Source organism: Microvirga sp. VF16 (assembly GCF_016864375.1).
Taxonomy (GTDB): domain Bacteria; phylum Pseudomonadota; class Alphaproteobacteria; order Rhizobiales; family Beijerinckiaceae; genus Microvirga.
The window spans coordinates 4,279,324-4,294,195 of record NZ_CP069354.1 but is presented as its reverse complement, the minus strand read 5'-3'; the positions used below and the strand labels follow the sequence as shown (position 1 = coordinate 4,294,195).

14 protein-coding genes are annotated in these 14,872 nt (G+C 63.4%); 5 read left to right on the top strand and 9 right to left on the bottom strand.

Annotation, left to right across the window (positions count from 1 at the left end):
* Positions 1-46 precede the first annotated feature (46 nt).
* From JO965_RS20095 to JO965_RS20085, 3 genes are all read right to left on the bottom strand, one after another.
* Complete coding sequence (locus JO965_RS20095) at positions 47-763, bottom strand: calcium-binding protein (protein WP_203440769.1); 717 nt, start codon at positions 761-763, stop codon at positions 47-49.
* 166 nt (positions 764-929) lie between these two features.
* A complete protein-coding gene (locus JO965_RS20090) occupies positions 930-2,789 on the bottom strand; it encodes a PAS domain S-box protein (RefSeq protein ID WP_246776629.1) in 1,860 nt (619 codons plus the stop codon).
* Positions 2,764-2,973: a type II toxin-antitoxin system ParD family antitoxin gene (locus tag JO965_RS20085; protein ID WP_203440768.1), complete on the bottom strand. Its 210-nt coding sequence runs from the start codon at positions 2,971-2,973 to the stop codon at positions 2,764-2,766. Before JO965_RS20085 ends, JO965_RS20090 begins: the two co-directional genes overlap by 26 nt.
* A gap of 258 nt (positions 2,974-3,231) precedes the next feature.
* Between JO965_RS20085 and JO965_RS20080 the strand changes: the two genes are divergently transcribed.
* Together JO965_RS20080 and JO965_RS20075 are read left to right on the top strand one after the other, a co-directional pair.
* On the top strand, positions 3,232-3,663 hold the full coding sequence (locus tag JO965_RS20080) for a hypothetical protein (RefSeq protein WP_203440767.1): 432 nt from the start codon (positions 3,232-3,234) through the stop codon (positions 3,661-3,663).
* Between the two features lie 97 nt (positions 3,664-3,760).
* Positions 3,761-4,597: an adenylate/guanylate cyclase domain-containing protein gene (locus JO965_RS20075; protein WP_203440766.1), complete on the top strand. Its 837-nt coding sequence runs from the start codon at positions 3,761-3,763 to the stop codon at positions 4,595-4,597.
* Between the two features lie 118 nt (positions 4,598-4,715).
* On the opposite strand, the gene JO965_RS20070 is transcribed toward JO965_RS20075, so the two are convergent.
* Positions 4,716-6,080 carry a DUF5666 domain-containing protein gene (locus JO965_RS20070; RefSeq protein ID WP_203440765.1) on the bottom strand — a complete coding sequence of 455 codons (1,365 nt, stop codon included), beginning with the start codon at positions 6,078-6,080 and terminating at the stop codon, positions 4,716-4,718.
* 3 nt (positions 6,081-6,083) lie between these two features.
* Complete coding sequence (locus tag JO965_RS20065; RefSeq protein ID WP_203444278.1) at positions 6,084-6,947, bottom strand: DUF6502 family protein; 864 nt, start codon at positions 6,945-6,947, stop codon at positions 6,084-6,086.
* A 124-nt stretch (positions 6,948-7,071) separates the two neighbouring features.
* Here JO965_RS20065 and JO965_RS20060 point away from each other — a divergent pair, with 124 nt between their 5' ends.
* On the top strand, positions 7,072-7,878 hold the full coding sequence (locus tag JO965_RS20060; RefSeq protein ID WP_203440764.1) for a hypothetical protein: 807 nt from the start codon (positions 7,072-7,074) through the stop codon (positions 7,876-7,878).
* 171 nt (positions 7,879-8,049) lie between these two features.
* Positions 8,050-8,433, top strand: a complete 384-nt coding sequence (locus tag JO965_RS20055) for a response regulator (protein ID WP_203440763.1) — start codon at positions 8,050-8,052, stop codon at positions 8,431-8,433.
* A gap of 175 nt (positions 8,434-8,608) precedes the next feature.
* On the opposite strand, the gene JO965_RS20050 is transcribed toward JO965_RS20055, so the two are convergent.
* Positions 8,609-9,496 carry a PhzF family phenazine biosynthesis protein gene (locus JO965_RS20050; protein ID WP_203440762.1) on the bottom strand — a complete coding sequence of 296 codons (888 nt, stop codon included), beginning with the start codon at positions 9,494-9,496 and terminating at the stop codon, positions 8,609-8,611.
* A 476-nt stretch (positions 9,497-9,972) separates the two neighbouring features.
* Positions 9,973-11,409 carry an IS1182 family transposase gene (locus JO965_RS20045; protein ID WP_203440761.1) on the bottom strand — a complete coding sequence of 479 codons (1,437 nt, stop codon included), beginning with the start codon at positions 11,407-11,409 and terminating at the stop codon, positions 9,973-9,975.
* A gap of 216 nt (positions 11,410-11,625) precedes the next feature.
* Between JO965_RS20045 and JO965_RS20040 the strand changes: the two genes are divergently transcribed.
* The gene (locus tag JO965_RS20040) at positions 11,626-12,612 is read left to right on the top strand and encodes an IS481 family transposase (RefSeq protein ID WP_203444277.1); all 987 of its coding nucleotides are present in this window, start codon (positions 11,626-11,628) and stop codon (positions 12,610-12,612) included.
* A 68-nt stretch (positions 12,613-12,680) separates the two neighbouring features.
* On the opposite strand, the gene JO965_RS20035 is transcribed toward JO965_RS20040, so the two are convergent.
* Positions 12,681-13,388: a carbonic anhydrase family protein gene (locus tag JO965_RS20035; RefSeq protein ID WP_203440760.1), complete on the bottom strand. Its 708-nt coding sequence runs from the start codon at positions 13,386-13,388 to the stop codon at positions 12,681-12,683.
* Positions 13,389-13,758: 370 nt separating this feature from the next.
* Complete coding sequence (locus JO965_RS20030) at positions 13,759-14,859, bottom strand: calcium:proton antiporter (RefSeq protein ID WP_203440759.1); 1,101 nt, start codon at positions 14,857-14,859, stop codon at positions 13,759-13,761.
* Between the last annotated feature and the right edge of the window lie 13 nt (positions 14,860-14,872).

Genomic DNA, 14,872 nt, shown 5'->3' with positions numbered 1-14,872 from the left:
TTGAGCATCGGACCCAAAAGTGGAGTCCACTTTTGGGTCCGATGCTCTAGACAATGGCGTCGGAGTTGAACTCACCCGGCTGACCGGCGCCCACGACCGTAATGCCAGTCTCGAAATTGCCGGTCCCGTTCAGGTCCGCCAACAGATAGCCGGTATCGTCGGTTTCGTTGGCGAGGTAGACATAGGTCAGGCCCTCGTTGCTGTGGTTCTGGTTCGCCTCGGCGTGCGCCTCGTCCATCGAGGTCGCTTCGGTGGTTTCCCACACGAAATTGTCGGACGTCCCGGCGATCGGAAGATCAATCTTGTCGTTATCGCCGTTGTAGTGAAAATCGAGGATCCGGTCCGAGTGCGTAGAAGTGGACGGGCTCTCGTTGATCGCGTCATTGTAGTAGAACGTATCCTGACCCGTGCCGCCGATCATTTGGTCTGCGCCCAGACCGCCCATCAGAAGGTCACTGCCGTCCTCACCGCCCAGGGTATCGTCTTCATCTCCACCGAAGAGCTCGTCGTTTTCGGTGTTGCCCCAGAGATAGTCCGGGCCCTCGTCGCCATAGAGACGGTCGGCTCCCGGTCCCCCGTCCAGATGGTCGGAACCTTCCTTGCCGAACAGAGTGTCGTTTCCGCCGCCGCCGTTGACCGTGTCATCGCTTGAACGGCCCGACAGCGTTTCATCGGCCTCGGTACCGTCGATGGTATGTGGGGTGAGTTCGCTGATCTCGGGACGAGTGCTCAGATCACTGGAGTAGGGCTTAAAAAAGGACATGCTGCTCTCCTCTGGTTGCGAGCGCGTTTCTGCTCAGCGAGCCCTATGCCAGAGGGGAGAAGAACATGCTGTGATGCAGTTCACAGCCGTTGAGGGGCGACGCCCGGCGCCTCGTAAAGCCATCATGCCGATAAACGCATTTACGGAGCCGGATAGAGATGCATTTTCAGGCGGCTTCGACGTCCGTCTCCCACGCGGTGGGTATGGGCGCATTCACGTCGCATACAACTCCGGCAGGATCATAGGTGATGGCGACCTCACCCGCGAGTTCCAGCGCCAGGCTGCGCTCGATCAGGCGCGATCCGAAACCCTTTTGGGCTGGCGGCAACACCGGAGGGCCTCCACGCTCCTGCCAGCGTAAGGCGAGGTGTGGCGGATCGCCGGGCGTAACGGTCCACGTAATCGCCACTCGCCCCGTCGGGACGGAGAGCGCGCCGTACTTGGCCGCGTTGGTCGCCAACTCATGCAACGCCAAGCTCAATGCCAGCGCTACCCTTGGTGTCAACCGTAGTTCCGGCCCGCCGATTTCGAAGCGTTGGCGCTGGTAGGGAGCAAGAACCTGGGCGACAACTGCCGCCATTTCGGCCCCGTCCCAGTTCTCGCGTGTGAGCAGGTCGTGAGCGCGGGACAGAGCTTGCAGCCGCGCTTCAAAAATCTCGCGCGCTCCAATGTCCAACGGGCCCGTGCGGAAGCTCTGCCGCGCGATGGCCTGCACGGTCGCCAGTGTATTCTTCACGCGGTGATTCAGTTCATGCACCAGGGTCTGTTGCAGACGCTCGGCCCGCTTGCGCTCGGTGATGTCGCGCGCGATCTTCGAGGCACCGACGACCTCGCCCTGTGCGTTCCTAACCGGCGAGATCGTCAGCGAGATCTCGACCGGACTGCCGTCCTTGCGCTGGCGAACGGTTTCGAAGTGATGGACGCGCTCGCCCCGGCGGAGACGTTCGAGAATCTTCGGCTCTTCCTCCAGCCGATCCTCTGGAATCAGGATGGTGATCGGCCGTCCGATCACCTCCTCGGCCTGATAGCCGAAGAGCAGTTCCGCCCCTCTGTTCCAGCTTGTGATGATGCCGTTGAGATTCTTGCTGATGATGGCATCGTCCGACGACTCGATGATCGCAGCCAGCCACCGCTCGACCTCCTCGGCCTGCTTGCGCTCGGTGATGTCAACCACGGCACCGGGAAATCGTATTGGCTTCCCGGCTTTGTCGTAGAGGCACTCACCGCGCGCCTCGATCCAGTGGATCGAACCGTCCCGGTGCAGGAGGCGGTAGTCTTGAATGTATTTCTCGCCTGTTGCGATGGCCTGATTGACCGCATCGGCGATCCGGCTTCTGTCGTCGGGATGGATGCCGGCGAGATAGTCGGCAAGCGGCGCGCCCTTCTCGCCCTTCTTAGGATCGACGGAGAACATCGTCGCGAACCTCGCATCCGAGTAGAACCTGTCGGACGGGATGTGCCAGTCGAAGGTCCCGATCATCCCCGACGCGCTGAGGGCATGGGACAGACGCTCCTGGGTTTTCGCCAGCGCCCGTTGCGCCAGGACACGCTCAGTCGTCTCACTGACGATGCACAGGACGCCCGCCACCGCGCCTGCCTCATCGTGAACCGCGGAGTAGGAGATGTCGAAGTACACGTCTTCGGGAGCACCGTGTCGTTCGATGTAGAAGGGCCGATCCTTGGCGAAGACCGTCTCGCCCGTGCGAAGCACGCTCTGGAGTAGCGGCTCAAGATCGTCCCAGAGTTCGCTCCAGTTTTCCCGCGCCGGACGTCCGAGGGCTCGCGGATGCTTGTCGCCGATGGTCGGCGCGTAGGCGTCGTTGTAGAGCGCGATGAAGTCCGGTCCCCAGAACAACACGATCTGCGCCTTCGCGGGGAGCAGGAGGCTGACAGCGGATTTGAGACTTGGCGACCAGTCGGAAATCGGCCCCAGGCTGGTCTTCGACCAGTCGTACGCGCCGATGAGCGCGCCCATTTCGCCGCCACGGACGAAGGCGGGGTCAAACGGAGGTGACTTCTTGTCCATCGCGGTTGTTCTTGTTCTGCTGATGATGGCTGGGCTCCACGCGGCGATCCTGTTCAGCCAACAGGCGCAGAGCGGCCCGAACGACCTCGCTGGCACTGCGGTAATGGCCGGTGCCGATCTTCTCGTCGATGAATGCGGTCAGTTCCCGCGTGAGCGACACGCTGCGAACGAACTTGGCGGGCACGGGAGGGCGATCCTGTCGAGGTCGTAAAAGTTAATACCCTTATAGGGCCTTTCCCAAGCGGAACAAGTATAAACCCGTTTATCCCTGTTCCTGCGCCGGTTCATGCTCATCGTCCTGTGAAGGGTTTTGGAGCCTCCAAAGCCGTCAGTTTAAGCGGCGGCCGCTATGCGATTGGTCTTGCCCAACAAAAGTACGATTTGCCAGTAGGCTGCTTTCCTTGGAAATTTTCTCCACCCAACAAGAAGAAAAGGTAGGTAGATGGAGCTGTCAGTCGGCGCTAAGGTGCGTGTGTATTTTTATCCTCCCAAGACGACGCGTAGTTTTGTTGAAGGGGTCATTGACCGTAACGACATCAATACTTTCCGGGGTCTGAGTTTCTCGCTCAAAACTACCCGAGAGGTTGTTCTGGGGCACGAGATCTCAACCCCTCGGAGCCTGCCTTACATCATCGCCTACGTGAAGGAAGACGATTTCGAGGGGCGGATCGAAGTCCTGGAGCCTGCCGTCCGGCCCGCGGCGGAGCCGGTGGTCGAGGGTGTGTCCGAAGCCGAAGCAGATCATGTGCCCCAGACGGAGCCCAGCGAAAGCGTCGAAAAGCTTAGTCCCCAGGTTGAGACGCAAGTTGAGGCGGAAGTCGAACCGGAGTCCCAGACGCGGGGCTGGAGACGGCTGTTCAATCGGGCCGCCTGACGAGGGCCGATCCGCAGCCCGGTACCAGGCGCTGACTTTTCAGCGGCTATGATGCGAGCTGCGACGGCTCATGCTTTTCGGAAGGTTCGGCGCTATCATGTCGGACATGACCGACAAGCTGAAACGGCGGCTGACCACCGTGCTGTGTGCCGATGTAGAGGGCTATTCACGCCTGATGGAGACGGACGAGGCCGGCACATTGGAGACGCTGCGCCGCTATCGCACCGCCATGGCGGCACTGATCGAGCGCCATGACGGACGGATCGTCAACACCTGGGGTGACGCCGTCATCGCCGAGTTCGCCAGCGTCGTCGAGGCGGTGCAATGTGCCATTGAAACCCAGCAGGAGCTTGCCGCCCAAGATCCTCATCTGCCTGAGGCGCAGCGCATGCGGTTCCGCATTGGCATCAATCTCGGCGACGTGATGGTCGACGGCTCGGACATTTACGGCGACGGCGTCAACATCGCGGCGCGACTCCAGGAACTGGCCGATCCCGGTGGGATCCTGATCTCCGGTCCGGTCTACGATCAGGTCCACAACAAGCTGTCCGTGGGCTTCGATTATCTCGGCCGGCAGCAGATGAAGAACGTGGCAGCTCCCGTGACGAGCTACCGGGTGACCGTCAATGGCACGATGGAAGAACGCCCTGGCATCGTCAACGAGGTTGCCACGCAACCGGCCTCGGATGAGCACCCCCTGAAAAGGGGCGTGCGGTCATCCTCCGATTGGTTCGCCAATCTTCCACGCCCTGTCGCGGCGGTCCTTGTCATCAGCGGGTTTCTATTTCTGATCAACGCCTTCAGTGGCCTGCACGAAATCTGGTTCCATTGGCCCACGACCGCAATGCTGTTGATCGTTGGCTTGTGGATGGTGTTCCGGCGCAAGCCAACTCAAGAGCGACAGGAACAGCACCGAACAGGCCGCCGCGAGTGAGGGAGTAGCTCGCGCGTTCTGACAAGGCATGCTTTAGAACGTTTTTCGGCGAAGCGGATTCGGTTCGCCGAAAAATGCGGCAAAGAAAAGAGAGGATTCCACGCAAGTGGAATCCTCTTTAACGCCTTCCTCCGCCTTCGCCTCCGCCTCTGCCGTTGCCGCCGCCGTTCCCACCGCCATTGCCGCCACTATTTCCGTTGTCTCCACCGCCGCGGCCGTTGCCGCCGCCATTTCCATTGCCGCTACCGCCGCCACCGCTGTCTGCGCCTCCTTTGCCGCCACCACCGCCACCGCCGTGATCGCCACCCCGACCGCCGCCGTGATTGCCTCCGCCATTGGCGCTATTGCCGTTGCCGCCTGCACTGGAGCGGTTGCCGGAGGAGCCGCTCTGATCGTCACGCCCGCGTGCCATGCCAGGCGAGGAGTCGTTGCGGAGGGAGCGACCAGATCCAGGTTGCAGATCGCGTTGCGGCGAGGCTCCACGTCCCTGCGCATCGGCTGGCGTGTTGCGGGAATTGCCGGTATCCAGCCCTTGGCGCGGTCCGCTCGAGGGTGTCGGCTTTCCTTCGAGCGAGACACCCTCGATGCCGAGGCGCCCGCGCTGATCGGACACGACGGTTACCACCGCAGGAGCGTATGATCCGACGGGCAGAGCCGAGGAGGCGCTTCCAGCCACTTCTAGCCCCGAACCGAGACGCAGCCCGCTGCGCGTCCGCTCGACATAGGCCTCGATGGAGAGCCGTCGCGCATTCCCACCGAGGAGGTCCCGTTCCCGTGCCGCGTCGGTGACCTTGAGAGCGCCGTTGTCAATCGATCCCTCGAGCACAGCCCTGGCGCCGACGAGCGCAGGATCGACACCGGTCAGTCTCAATTGCTCGATCCTGAAGCTGCCGTCGCGCGATTTGGTCAAACGGCCGGCGACCCTGTCAGGACCCCAATCCCGGCGCTCGATCAAGCTCGCAACGACAGTTCCATCCGGTCGCCGCAGGCCGAACACCGCCACGCGCTCGCCGCGCTGCCACTGACTCGCGGCGCCGAGTGCTTCGAGAGAGACGGTCTGGCCGAGCACTTTCAGCGTCGTTTTGCCGGTGGTCTCGATCGGGCCGACAACTTCACTGGCGACATCGATCTGCCGTGTTGCCAGCACGCCGTTGCGGGTCTCGGCAACCACCCGCACCACCTGACCGATCTTGAGGTCGGCAACTGCCCGAGGCTGTCCGTCGATCCGCACCGGCACGTCCGGCGCATAGTTCACGTGCAAGCCATTGACGATGATGCTGCCGAAGCCGCGGATCCGGCCCATCATGCCCGTGCCGCCGATGCCTCGGTCGCCATCCTGATCATCTGAGATCACCCCGGTGCCGCCAATGCCGCGGTCCTGCGCACTCTGGCTCCGCGCCGTCTCCAGCGGAACGGCGAGCAGCGACAGCGCGGCCAGCCAGCAGGCCGCTTTTCGTGCGATCGAAACGGCGTGATCCGTCACGTCCTAGCTTCCTTTATCGTTGCTCTTGGTGGACGTCTCTGCCGCCGCAGGGGGCGCAACTTCTTCGGAATAGACATAAACGCCGAAGTTCCATCGCCACTGACCGGGCGGTGCCTTGTCGCTGGCGGCGTGGGCTTCACGATTGAGCTGCTGAAGAGCTTCCATAGCAACCTCGCGCGAGCGTTGCTGAAGCTGCTCCGCCAGCTCCTTCGTCAGCCCGTCATAGTGGACGGCCCGTTCGAGGAATTGCGGCGATGAGGCTTCCACGTTCGCGACCGCAGCGGCGATGTGATCGTGCAGATTGCGTCCGAGATAGTAGAGCTGCTGATCGTCCCCGCCGCGCGGCACGTAGGCCGCCTCGACCAGAACGGCGCGGTCCTCGGCATCGAGTACGATCAGCTTGCGATCGAGCCACTCGTCCAGCACCGCGCGAGGCCGCACGTCGCGGGTCACAGAGGCAACGAGGCGCTCGAAGGATGGCTGCGGCGGCTCGGCGATGCGCGGGAGGGGCAAGGGGCGGCCATTGCTGTCGGTGAATTCCGGATCCGCCAGCCAGCGGGCCAGAATCCGGCTCGTCTGAGAGACGGTCGCCGGCACCGTGTTGACGGGCGCTCCCGCCCCCCGCAGCCGGCGAACCTCCTTGCGATGGATGCCGGTGAGGAGGCTGACGCGGCTGTCCGTCTGTTCCTTGCCCTGGAGGGCGAAATCGTACTCGGCGACGTTCACGTAGAGCTCACGCAGCAGTTCCGCCAGCATGGGAAACGTGATCCCGCTCCGGATCAGGAGGCGCACGAGCGGGCGCAGCAGCCTCGCCAGGGGGGCGTGCAGCTTGGCTGGTTCGAGAGAGCGGAGGGCGTCGCCGGACATACCGACTAGGTAAGCGGATTGCATGTGGGAAGCAATCCCACACCAAAGTTGACGTGGGAAATTTTCTCACGTAACTCTCGGGTAATGGGCTCAAAGGCCCAATAATCTCTCGGAAGGAAACTTCATGACACGGTGTCTTGCTCTCACGGCTTCGGCTCTCGCCCTGGGGCTCGCCGTCAGCCTGCAGCCTCTGTCGCTCGATATGACTTCGCTCAAGCTTGAGAAGTCACAGGCCCAGGCCAAGGGTGGCGATGGCGGCGGCAACGGTGGTGGAAATGGCGGTGGAAACGGCGGCGGTGGCGGCAACGGAGGAGGGAACGGCGGCGGCAATGGCGGTGGCAACTCCGGCGGCGGAAATTCCGGCGGCGGGGGCAATGGCGGCGGCCATGGAGGCGGTTCCGACGGCGGTTCGCGCGGTGGCGGCGGTGAGAGCTCCCGCGGAGGCGGCAGCGAGCGCAGCGGCCGTAGCTCCGGCCCCGGCGATGCATCCGCAAAGGGCCAGGAAAAGGGTCAGGCGCGGGCCGAGCAGGCGCGCAGCTCCACGCGCGAGGCCAAGGACACGAAAGTCTCCACCGAAGCGAAGCAGGCAGCCTCGAACGCCAGGACCATCGGTCTCGATACCGCCAAGCTCGGCCGCATGAATGCGGTCAATGCCTCGGCGACAGCCCGGCAGCACGCGGCGGCTCATTCGACGGTCGGCCTCATCGCGACCTACGAGAAGGCCCTGGCGCTGGGCAAGGGCACCGAGGATGAGATCACCGATGCCGAGATCACCGAGGCCGCCAAGGCTCTGGCCGCATTGTCGAAGGCCGGTGTGCCGGAGGAGCCCGTCGAGATCCTCAACGAGAAGCTCGGACTCGAGATCGATCCTGACGTGTTCGATCAGGTCATCGATGAGGCCCGGGACATCCAGGCCGCACAGCGGCGGTAAGCGAGCTGAACGTCCTGCCGCTCACGAGCGGCAGGACCCTTGTTGAAACCGACGACCCTGACCCGCATGGACGATTCCTCGGGTCAAGCGAGGCACACGTCGTCCATTCGAAACAGCGAGGCTCACATGCAGGGATCCATTCACCCGGTCGGGACCATCGCGAGGATTCCGATGCCTGATCAGCGGCAGCCCCGCGTGCTCATCGTCGAAGACGAAACTATGGTATCGATACTGATCGAAGACATGGTGTGCGATCTCGGAGGACACGTCGTCGGCCCGGCCGCCAATTTCGAACAGGCCATGACATTGGCGCTCGAGGCGGATATCGATCTCGCCATCCTCGACATCAATGTGGATGGCCACGTGGTCTATCCCATTGCGGATGTCCTGCGTTATCGCAACATCCCCTTCATCTTCATGACAGGCTACGATTCCAGCGTCATTCCTCAGCGTTATCAGCACAATTGCGTGCTGTTGAAGCCGTTCTCGCATCAGGCCTTCAGTGACACCTTGTCCGAATTTCTCCCTGGATCGTTGGCCGATTTGTCGTCCTGACCTGTCCGGGCCGAGGAATTGACGCGAGGATCAAATGCGGTTGTCGGACGATGCACAAAGGTCCGCTTAGCTTTGCACCACGGAAATCTCGCTAAAGGCGCAGACGTGCCAGAAGCAGTCCTTCCCGGGTTCCGGCTTGATGTCGCGGAGGGACGCTCCTTGCGCACTCGGTTCTCTAAAGCAGCGCCTCGCCCCGGAACATCGGGGTGCAACTGCCGCCGACGCGCGAGTGATAGCCATCTTCGGCGCGCCACGACGTCACCTTGAGCAAGCTCGGCCGGCCCATCTCGACGCCCTGAGTGATGGTGAAGGCGGCCTTGTCGCCGCCGTCGAGCGAGAGCAGCAGTGCGCCCAGCGTGGCGCCGGCGCTGCCTGTGGCCGGGTCTTCCCAAGTGCCCGCGAGCGGTGCGAACATCCGCGCTCGGATCGTATCGCCGTCACGCGCATAGAGGAACAGTGACAAGCGTCCGGCCAATTCGCCATGCAGCCGCACGAGCTTGCGAAAAACGGTGAGATCGGGCGTCGCTCCGGCAAGAGCTTCCGGCTCGACCTGCGTCAGCACGAACTTGACGCCGACCGAGGCGTGCACCGGCTTGTGGGCTGCTGTAACGATATCGGGGACGGAAAGCCCGGCGCAGGCGGCGATCTCGTCGACCGGCAACTCCATACCGAGGGACAAGGCCTGCGGCGCCGCGATAACCGCCCCTGTCACGGCTCCTCCTGCATCGCGCTCCACTGCGATCTCGACGAGGCCAGCCTTCTGCTCGAAGCGCAGCACGCCGTCGCGGTCGCGGCCCTGGCGCGCCAGCACACACGCCGTGCCGACATTGGGATGGCCGGCAAAGGGCATCTCGGCCGTGCGATGGAAGATGCGCACACGGGCATCATTAGCTGGATCGTCGGCGGGCAGGACGAACGTTGTCTCGCTGTAGTTCATCTCCGCCGCCAGCGCCTGCATCTGCGCGTCGGAAAGCCCGCGCGCATCGGTGAAGACAGCCAGCGGATTGCCACCGAAGGGGCGGTCGGTGAAGACGTCGACAGTCTCGTACGGAAAGCGAGGCATGGCAGGCTCCGAAGGCGGATTGGGCTCAGCCGTTCCCTAGCAGCGAAACCGGCTGAAAACCAATGCAGCGATGGAATGCGACCTATCACCTTTGCTGATTGTAGTCAGAGGCATGACCGCAGAAAATGCGCCGGCCGTATCCCTCCGTTTGCCAACGGCACCAAAGGCAGACGGCCCCCTCAATTGCAGAACGTATCTTCTCTCAATTAGGGCATGGTGCATCTACGCTATACCTTTGAGGTGCGTGCAAATTCCTGAGGACGTTTCAGCGGCTACATTAATGTCTTAAGGTCCGGAATGGGTCGAGGCTGTGTCAAAACGCCGGTTGTGACCTGCGGGGCAGGCGCGGATGGTCTTCTGGCGAGCGCTGGCCATCTGATCGTGATGAGGGCTACTGCTGCGTATCCTGTATGACTAAGGGGTTAGCTTGCCTGCCCACGATAGTCGCCAACTCGGATGAGTGCCGGCGAGGGTCCTCATACCCGCATCACCGCCATCAGTGGTCCAGGGCCGAGGATCGCCAGAACCCGCTTCAGGTTGTAGGCGAGCACATGCAGGCTCATCTCGGTGCGCACCCGCTCCAAGGTTCGGGTCAGGAAGTGCGTGGCGCCCATCCACGCCTTGATCGTCCCGAACGGATGCTCGACCGTCTGCCGGCGCAGGCGCGTCGTCTCCGGCGCCCGGTCGAGCCGCTCCTGCATCGCATCGAGCACGTCTTCATGCTCCCAGCGCTTGATGCGTCGCTGCTTGCCGGTCGTGCATTGCTCCTTCAGCGCACATCTTTCGCAGCAGGTGGTCCAGTAGAGGTGCAGCAGCATCCCATGCTCGACGGTGGAGCACCGTCGCGTCAGGCGCTCTCCCGCGGGACAGCGATAGGTGTCATCCTCAGGATGATAGACAAAGTCCTGCTTGCCAAAGCGGCCTTCGGCTTTAGCGCCGGAACTGAGGGTCTTGGGCACAGAGGGCGTGATGCCGGCTCGCTCGCAGGCCAGGATGTCCTCGCCCTTGTAGTAGCCGCGGTCGGCCAGAGCCTCCAGGCTCGGCGTGCCCATGGCCGTCCGCGCCTGCTGAGCCATCCCCGACAACTGGCCCCGATCCGAGCCACTGTTGGTCACCTCATGCGCGACGATCAGATGATGCTGGACATCCACCGCGGCTTGGACGTTGTAGCCCACGACTCCTGTGCCGATGCCGCGGGTGGCCATCGCGCGAGCATCCGGATCGGTCAGCGAGATCTGCTGGTCGGGCGCGGCCAGCACTTGCTGCTCCAACTCCCGGAATTGCTGCATCTGCTCTCTGAGCGCCGCGATCTTGTCCTTGAGCCGGCCTGCCTTCTCCTGCGCCAGTTCGCGCTCCTGTCGATCCGCCGTGTCGAGGGCGGAGAGGTAATGCGCGATGCTGGCCTCCACCTGCTCGATCCGCTTGGCGATCTTGGCTGGCGTGAAATTCTTGTCGCGGGCATTGACCACCTTGAACTTGGAACCGTCGATGGCCACCACCGCCTGTGAGAACAGGTTGAGCTTGCGGCACAGCCCGACAAACTGGCGGCATACCGCCCGGATGGCCGGTCCGTTGTCCTTGCGGAAGCGGGCGATGGTTTTGTGATCCGGCTGGAGCTGGCCGGTCAACCAGATCAGCTCGAGGTTGCGGCTGGTCTCCTGCTCAAGACGACGGCTCGAGGGAATGCGGTTGAGATAGCCGTAGATGTAGATCTTGAGCAGGGCGGCCGGATGATAGGCCGGGCGGCCTGTCGTTTGCGGGACAACGCCGTCGAACCCCAGCGCGCGCAGGTTGAGTTCGTCCACGAAGACGTCGATCACCCGCACCGGATTATCGTCGCTGATGTACTCGTCGAGGCAAACGGGGAATAGCGTGCCTTGGCTGCGCTCCTGGCCTTGGACAAACCGCTTCATCGCGATCCCTCCAGTCCATGCTACTGCACTACGCTACCAGATCCTGCGTTTTGACACACTCTCGGTCAAACAGAGAATTTCGCCAACCTGTCGGAATGTCTGGTTAAAGTGTCTGGTGGCGGAACGTTGTTGGGACCAAGTGCGTTGCGCGATTGAGGAGTATGCTTGGCGCTTTGACGGCCTGCGGCGCCGAGCTCCTCATCGCAGGAGGACATGATGCACTCCCTTCATCCGCAAGCCCGCACCACTCCAGCCGTCCGCCAGGAGATTGCCCGCTCATCCGAGCCGACGGGCGTGCTGGCCCAGCGCTTCAGTGTGAGCACCGAGACGGTCCGCAAATGGCGCAAGCGCGGCCCCAAAGACTGTCAGGACCACAGCAGCCGGCCGCACAAGCTGCCCTGGAGGGCCACCGAGGAGGAACGCGCCATCGTCTGCGCCCTGAGGCAGGCCACCGGCTTTCCGCTCGACGATCTGACCTTCGTGGTCACGCATTTCCTGCCGCATCTCAACCGTGATGCGGTCTACCGCATCCTCAAGGCTGAAGGCTTAGGCCGCCTGCCACCGGCGCAGCAGCGCCAGCGCCGGAGCGGCACCTTCAAGGACTACGATCTCGGCTTCGTGCACATGGACATCAAACACCTGCCCAAGCTGAGAACCGCCAATGGCGAGAGCCGCAAACGCTTCCTCTATGTCGCCATCGACCGCTGCTCGCGCTGGGTGCACCTGGCCGTCAAAGACGACGAGCTGGCCATAAGCGCGATTGCCTTCCTCAAAGAAGCGATCCGCGCGTTTCCCTTCAAGGTCACCCACGTGCTCACCGACCGTGGCTCGTGCTTTACCGCTGATGGCTTCGAGGACGCCTGCCACCAGTTGAAGGTGGAGCATCGCAGGACCAAGCCGTATACGCCGCAGACGAATGGTCTCGCCGAGCGCTTCAATGGACGGGTGCAGCGTGAAGTGCTCGGCATCACGATCTACAGCCATGGGGATCTGGAGACGCTGCTCAAGGGCTTCAACCAAGCCTACAACAGAAGACGCCAGCGCGTGCTCAAGGGGCGATCACCGGACGAGGTCGTGCGAAGCCGCTTGGTCGCTGAGCCGAAGCTGGCCAATCGGCGCGCGAAGCCACCCGATCCACACGCTTTGCCTCAAGCCCTCCAGGTCGTCGCTCACGCCAAGGAGGTCTCGCATCCAGACAGTTAAGTGAGGATTTCTGCCTTCGGGGCTTTGGTCTCAGATGTGCCAGAGCCGAACGTTTATTCCGAGGACACTTATTCCATGAACGTGATGCGCCCGGTGGCGACGTCATGCATTGCCGCGACGATCTTGAGTTCACCCTGAGCGACCAAGTCACGAAGGACTTGGCTGTCCTCCTGAAGCCCTTGGGCGGCCAATTTGGCGTTGGTTGTCGCGACCTGCTGCACGAACTCCTTGTTCTTCGAGGTGTGCTCCCCCGGGGCGTTCCCGTTCGCCGCGATTGCCGGCTTGATGCGCTGGAGCAGATGGGTGAGCTTTCCGAGTTCCGCGCCATCGATGGCGCCCTTGACCGCGCCGCACTCGCTGTGCCCCAGCACGACGATCAGCTTCGCCCCGGCCAGCTTGGTCGCGAACTCTGCGCTGCCGACGACGTCATCCTCGGTGACATTGCCGGCGATGCGGGCACTGAAGATGTCACCGATGCGCTGGTCGAACACCAGCTCGGGCGGCACGCGGGAGTCGATGCAGCCGATGACCACCGCGAAGGGATACTGCCCGCCGGCCGTCGCCCTGACTTGATCCAGGAGGTCGCAATTGCGCATGTTCCGCGACAGAAAGCGCTCGTTGCCGGCCTTGAGTTCCGCCAGCGCGTCATCGGGGTTCAGGGCCGCTTGCCGTTCGCGCGTCTGCACCGCGCATGCATCGGCGGCAAGAGACCCGTCGAAGGCCGCGGTCGTGCCGACCAGGACACCCGCGCAGCAAAAGTGTCGTCGTGACAACATCTCAACCTCCCTCTGCCAATCCCTGCCGTTGCATTGCCACCGGCAGCCCTTCCCATGACGTCCTCCCCGGCACGTCACCGGCAACGCCGGGGTGCCGTCCTGATCGGGATCCGATCCCCGGGATGTCTTGGATGGTCTTATGGCGGGAGGGGCGCCCAAGGCTGCGTTGCCTCCCTGCCTCGGATCTTGCGCAGCCACGCGGTACGCAGCGACGTCGACAGGGATGTCGATCAAAAATGGCCCGTCGCGAGCCGAAGTCGAACGCGGGATCCTTGCTTGTGGCGTCAGCATAATCCTTTGGGCTTCGCCTGTCAGCGGAACGATTGGACGGGATCGCCCCGCCGGAGGTCCGCCACCCACCCAAGCGTTGTTACGGCACGACGGCGAGGAACAGGAATGCCGCGAAGATGACCAGGTGGACGGCGCCCTGGAGCACCGTGGTCCGGCCGGTCCCCAGCGTGATCACGCCAATGAAGAGCGTCAACGCCAGCAGGAGGCTGTCCTTTTCGTCCAATCCAAGCTCCAGAGGCTGGTCCAGCATGATCGAGACGGCGGCGACCGCGGGGATCGTCAGGCCGATGGCCGCCAGAGCCGACCCGAGCGCCAGGTTGAGACTGGTCTGCAAGCGGTTGGCCCGGGCCGCCCTGAGCGCTGCCAGGCATTCGGGCAGCAACACCACGGCCGCGATGATGATCCCCATCACGGCCTCGGGCACGCCGAGCCAGGCGATTCCCACCTCCAGCGTCGGCGTCAGGGACTTGGCGAGCGCCACGACGGCCACCAGGGAAACGATCAGCAGGCCGGTGCTGATCGCGGCCGTCCGGTTCGAGGGCGGTGCGGCGTGCGCCTCCTCGTCGCCGGCCTCGGGCGGGAGGAAGTAGTCGCGGTGCCGCACGGTCTGGATGAAGACGAACGCGCCGTACAGCACCAGGGACACTACCCCTTCGAACACGAGCTGCGGGGTGCTGAACGCCGGACCGGGCATGCTCGACACGAGGTTCGGCAAAACCAACGAGAGGGTGGTGAGCGCCGCCAGGACGGCCAACGCGGCGCTGGCGCCGTGGACCTGAAAGCCCTGTTCGTGATGGCGGGCACCGCCCCAGAGCAGGCACAGGCCGACGATGCCGTTCATCACGATCATGACGCCGGAGAAGACCGTGTCCCGGGCCAGCCCCGCCTTTTCGCCGGGCGCCGCAACCATGACGGACACGATGAGGGCCACCTCGATCACCGTCACGGCGACGGCCAGAACCAGCGTGCCGAACGGCTCGCCCGTCCGGTGGGCGACGACCTCGGCGTGGTACACGGCCGCGAACACGGTGGCGATGAGGACGGCTCCTGCCACTGCTGCCATCGGGCCGCCCGACCCCACGAAGAGCGCCGTCAGGAGGACGGCCCAGGCCACGACAGGCCATGTCCACGCCCACCACGGCATCCGTTCCGCTGCCATGCCGAAACCAGCCTCGCTCATCCTGCCAAGGAGG

Coding starts and splice junctions, on each gene's coding strand:
- JO965_RS20095 (WP_203440769.1), bottom strand. CDS start 763: ATGTCCTTTTTTAAGCCCTACTCCAGTGATCTGAGCACTCGTCCCGAG.
- JO965_RS20090 (WP_246776629.1), bottom strand. CDS start 2,789: ATGGACAAGAAGTCACCTCCGTTTGACCCCGCCTTCGTCCGTGGCGGC.
- JO965_RS20080 (WP_203440767.1), top strand. CDS start 3,232: ATGGAGCTGTCAGTCGGCGCTAAGGTGCGTGTGTATTTTTATCCTCCC.
- JO965_RS20075 (WP_203440766.1), top strand. CDS start 3,761: ATGTCGGACATGACCGACAAGCTGAAACGGCGGCTGACCACCGTGCTG.
- JO965_RS20065 (WP_203444278.1), bottom strand. CDS start 6,947: ATGTCCGGCGACGCCCTCCGCTCTCTCGAACCAGCCAAGCTGCACGCC.
- JO965_RS20060 (WP_203440764.1), top strand. CDS start 7,072: ATGACACGGTGTCTTGCTCTCACGGCTTCGGCTCTCGCCCTGGGGCTC.
- JO965_RS20055 (WP_203440763.1), top strand. CDS start 8,050: ATGCCTGATCAGCGGCAGCCCCGCGTGCTCATCGTCGAAGACGAAACT.
- JO965_RS20050 (WP_203440762.1), bottom strand. CDS start 9,496: ATGCCTCGCTTTCCGTACGAGACTGTCGACGTCTTCACCGACCGCCCC.
- JO965_RS20045 (WP_203440761.1), bottom strand. CDS start 11,409: ATGAAGCGGTTTGTCCAAGGCCAGGAGCGCAGCCAAGGCACGCTATTC.
- JO965_RS20040 (WP_203444277.1), top strand. CDS start 11,626: ATGCACTCCCTTCATCCGCAAGCCCGCACCACTCCAGCCGTCCGCCAG.
- JO965_RS20035 (WP_203440760.1), bottom strand. CDS start 13,388: ATGTTGTCACGACGACACTTTTGCTGCGCGGGTGTCCTGGTCGGCACG.
- JO965_RS20030 (WP_203440759.1), bottom strand. CDS start 14,859: ATGAGCGAGGCTGGTTTCGGCATGGCAGCGGAACGGATGCCGTGGTGG.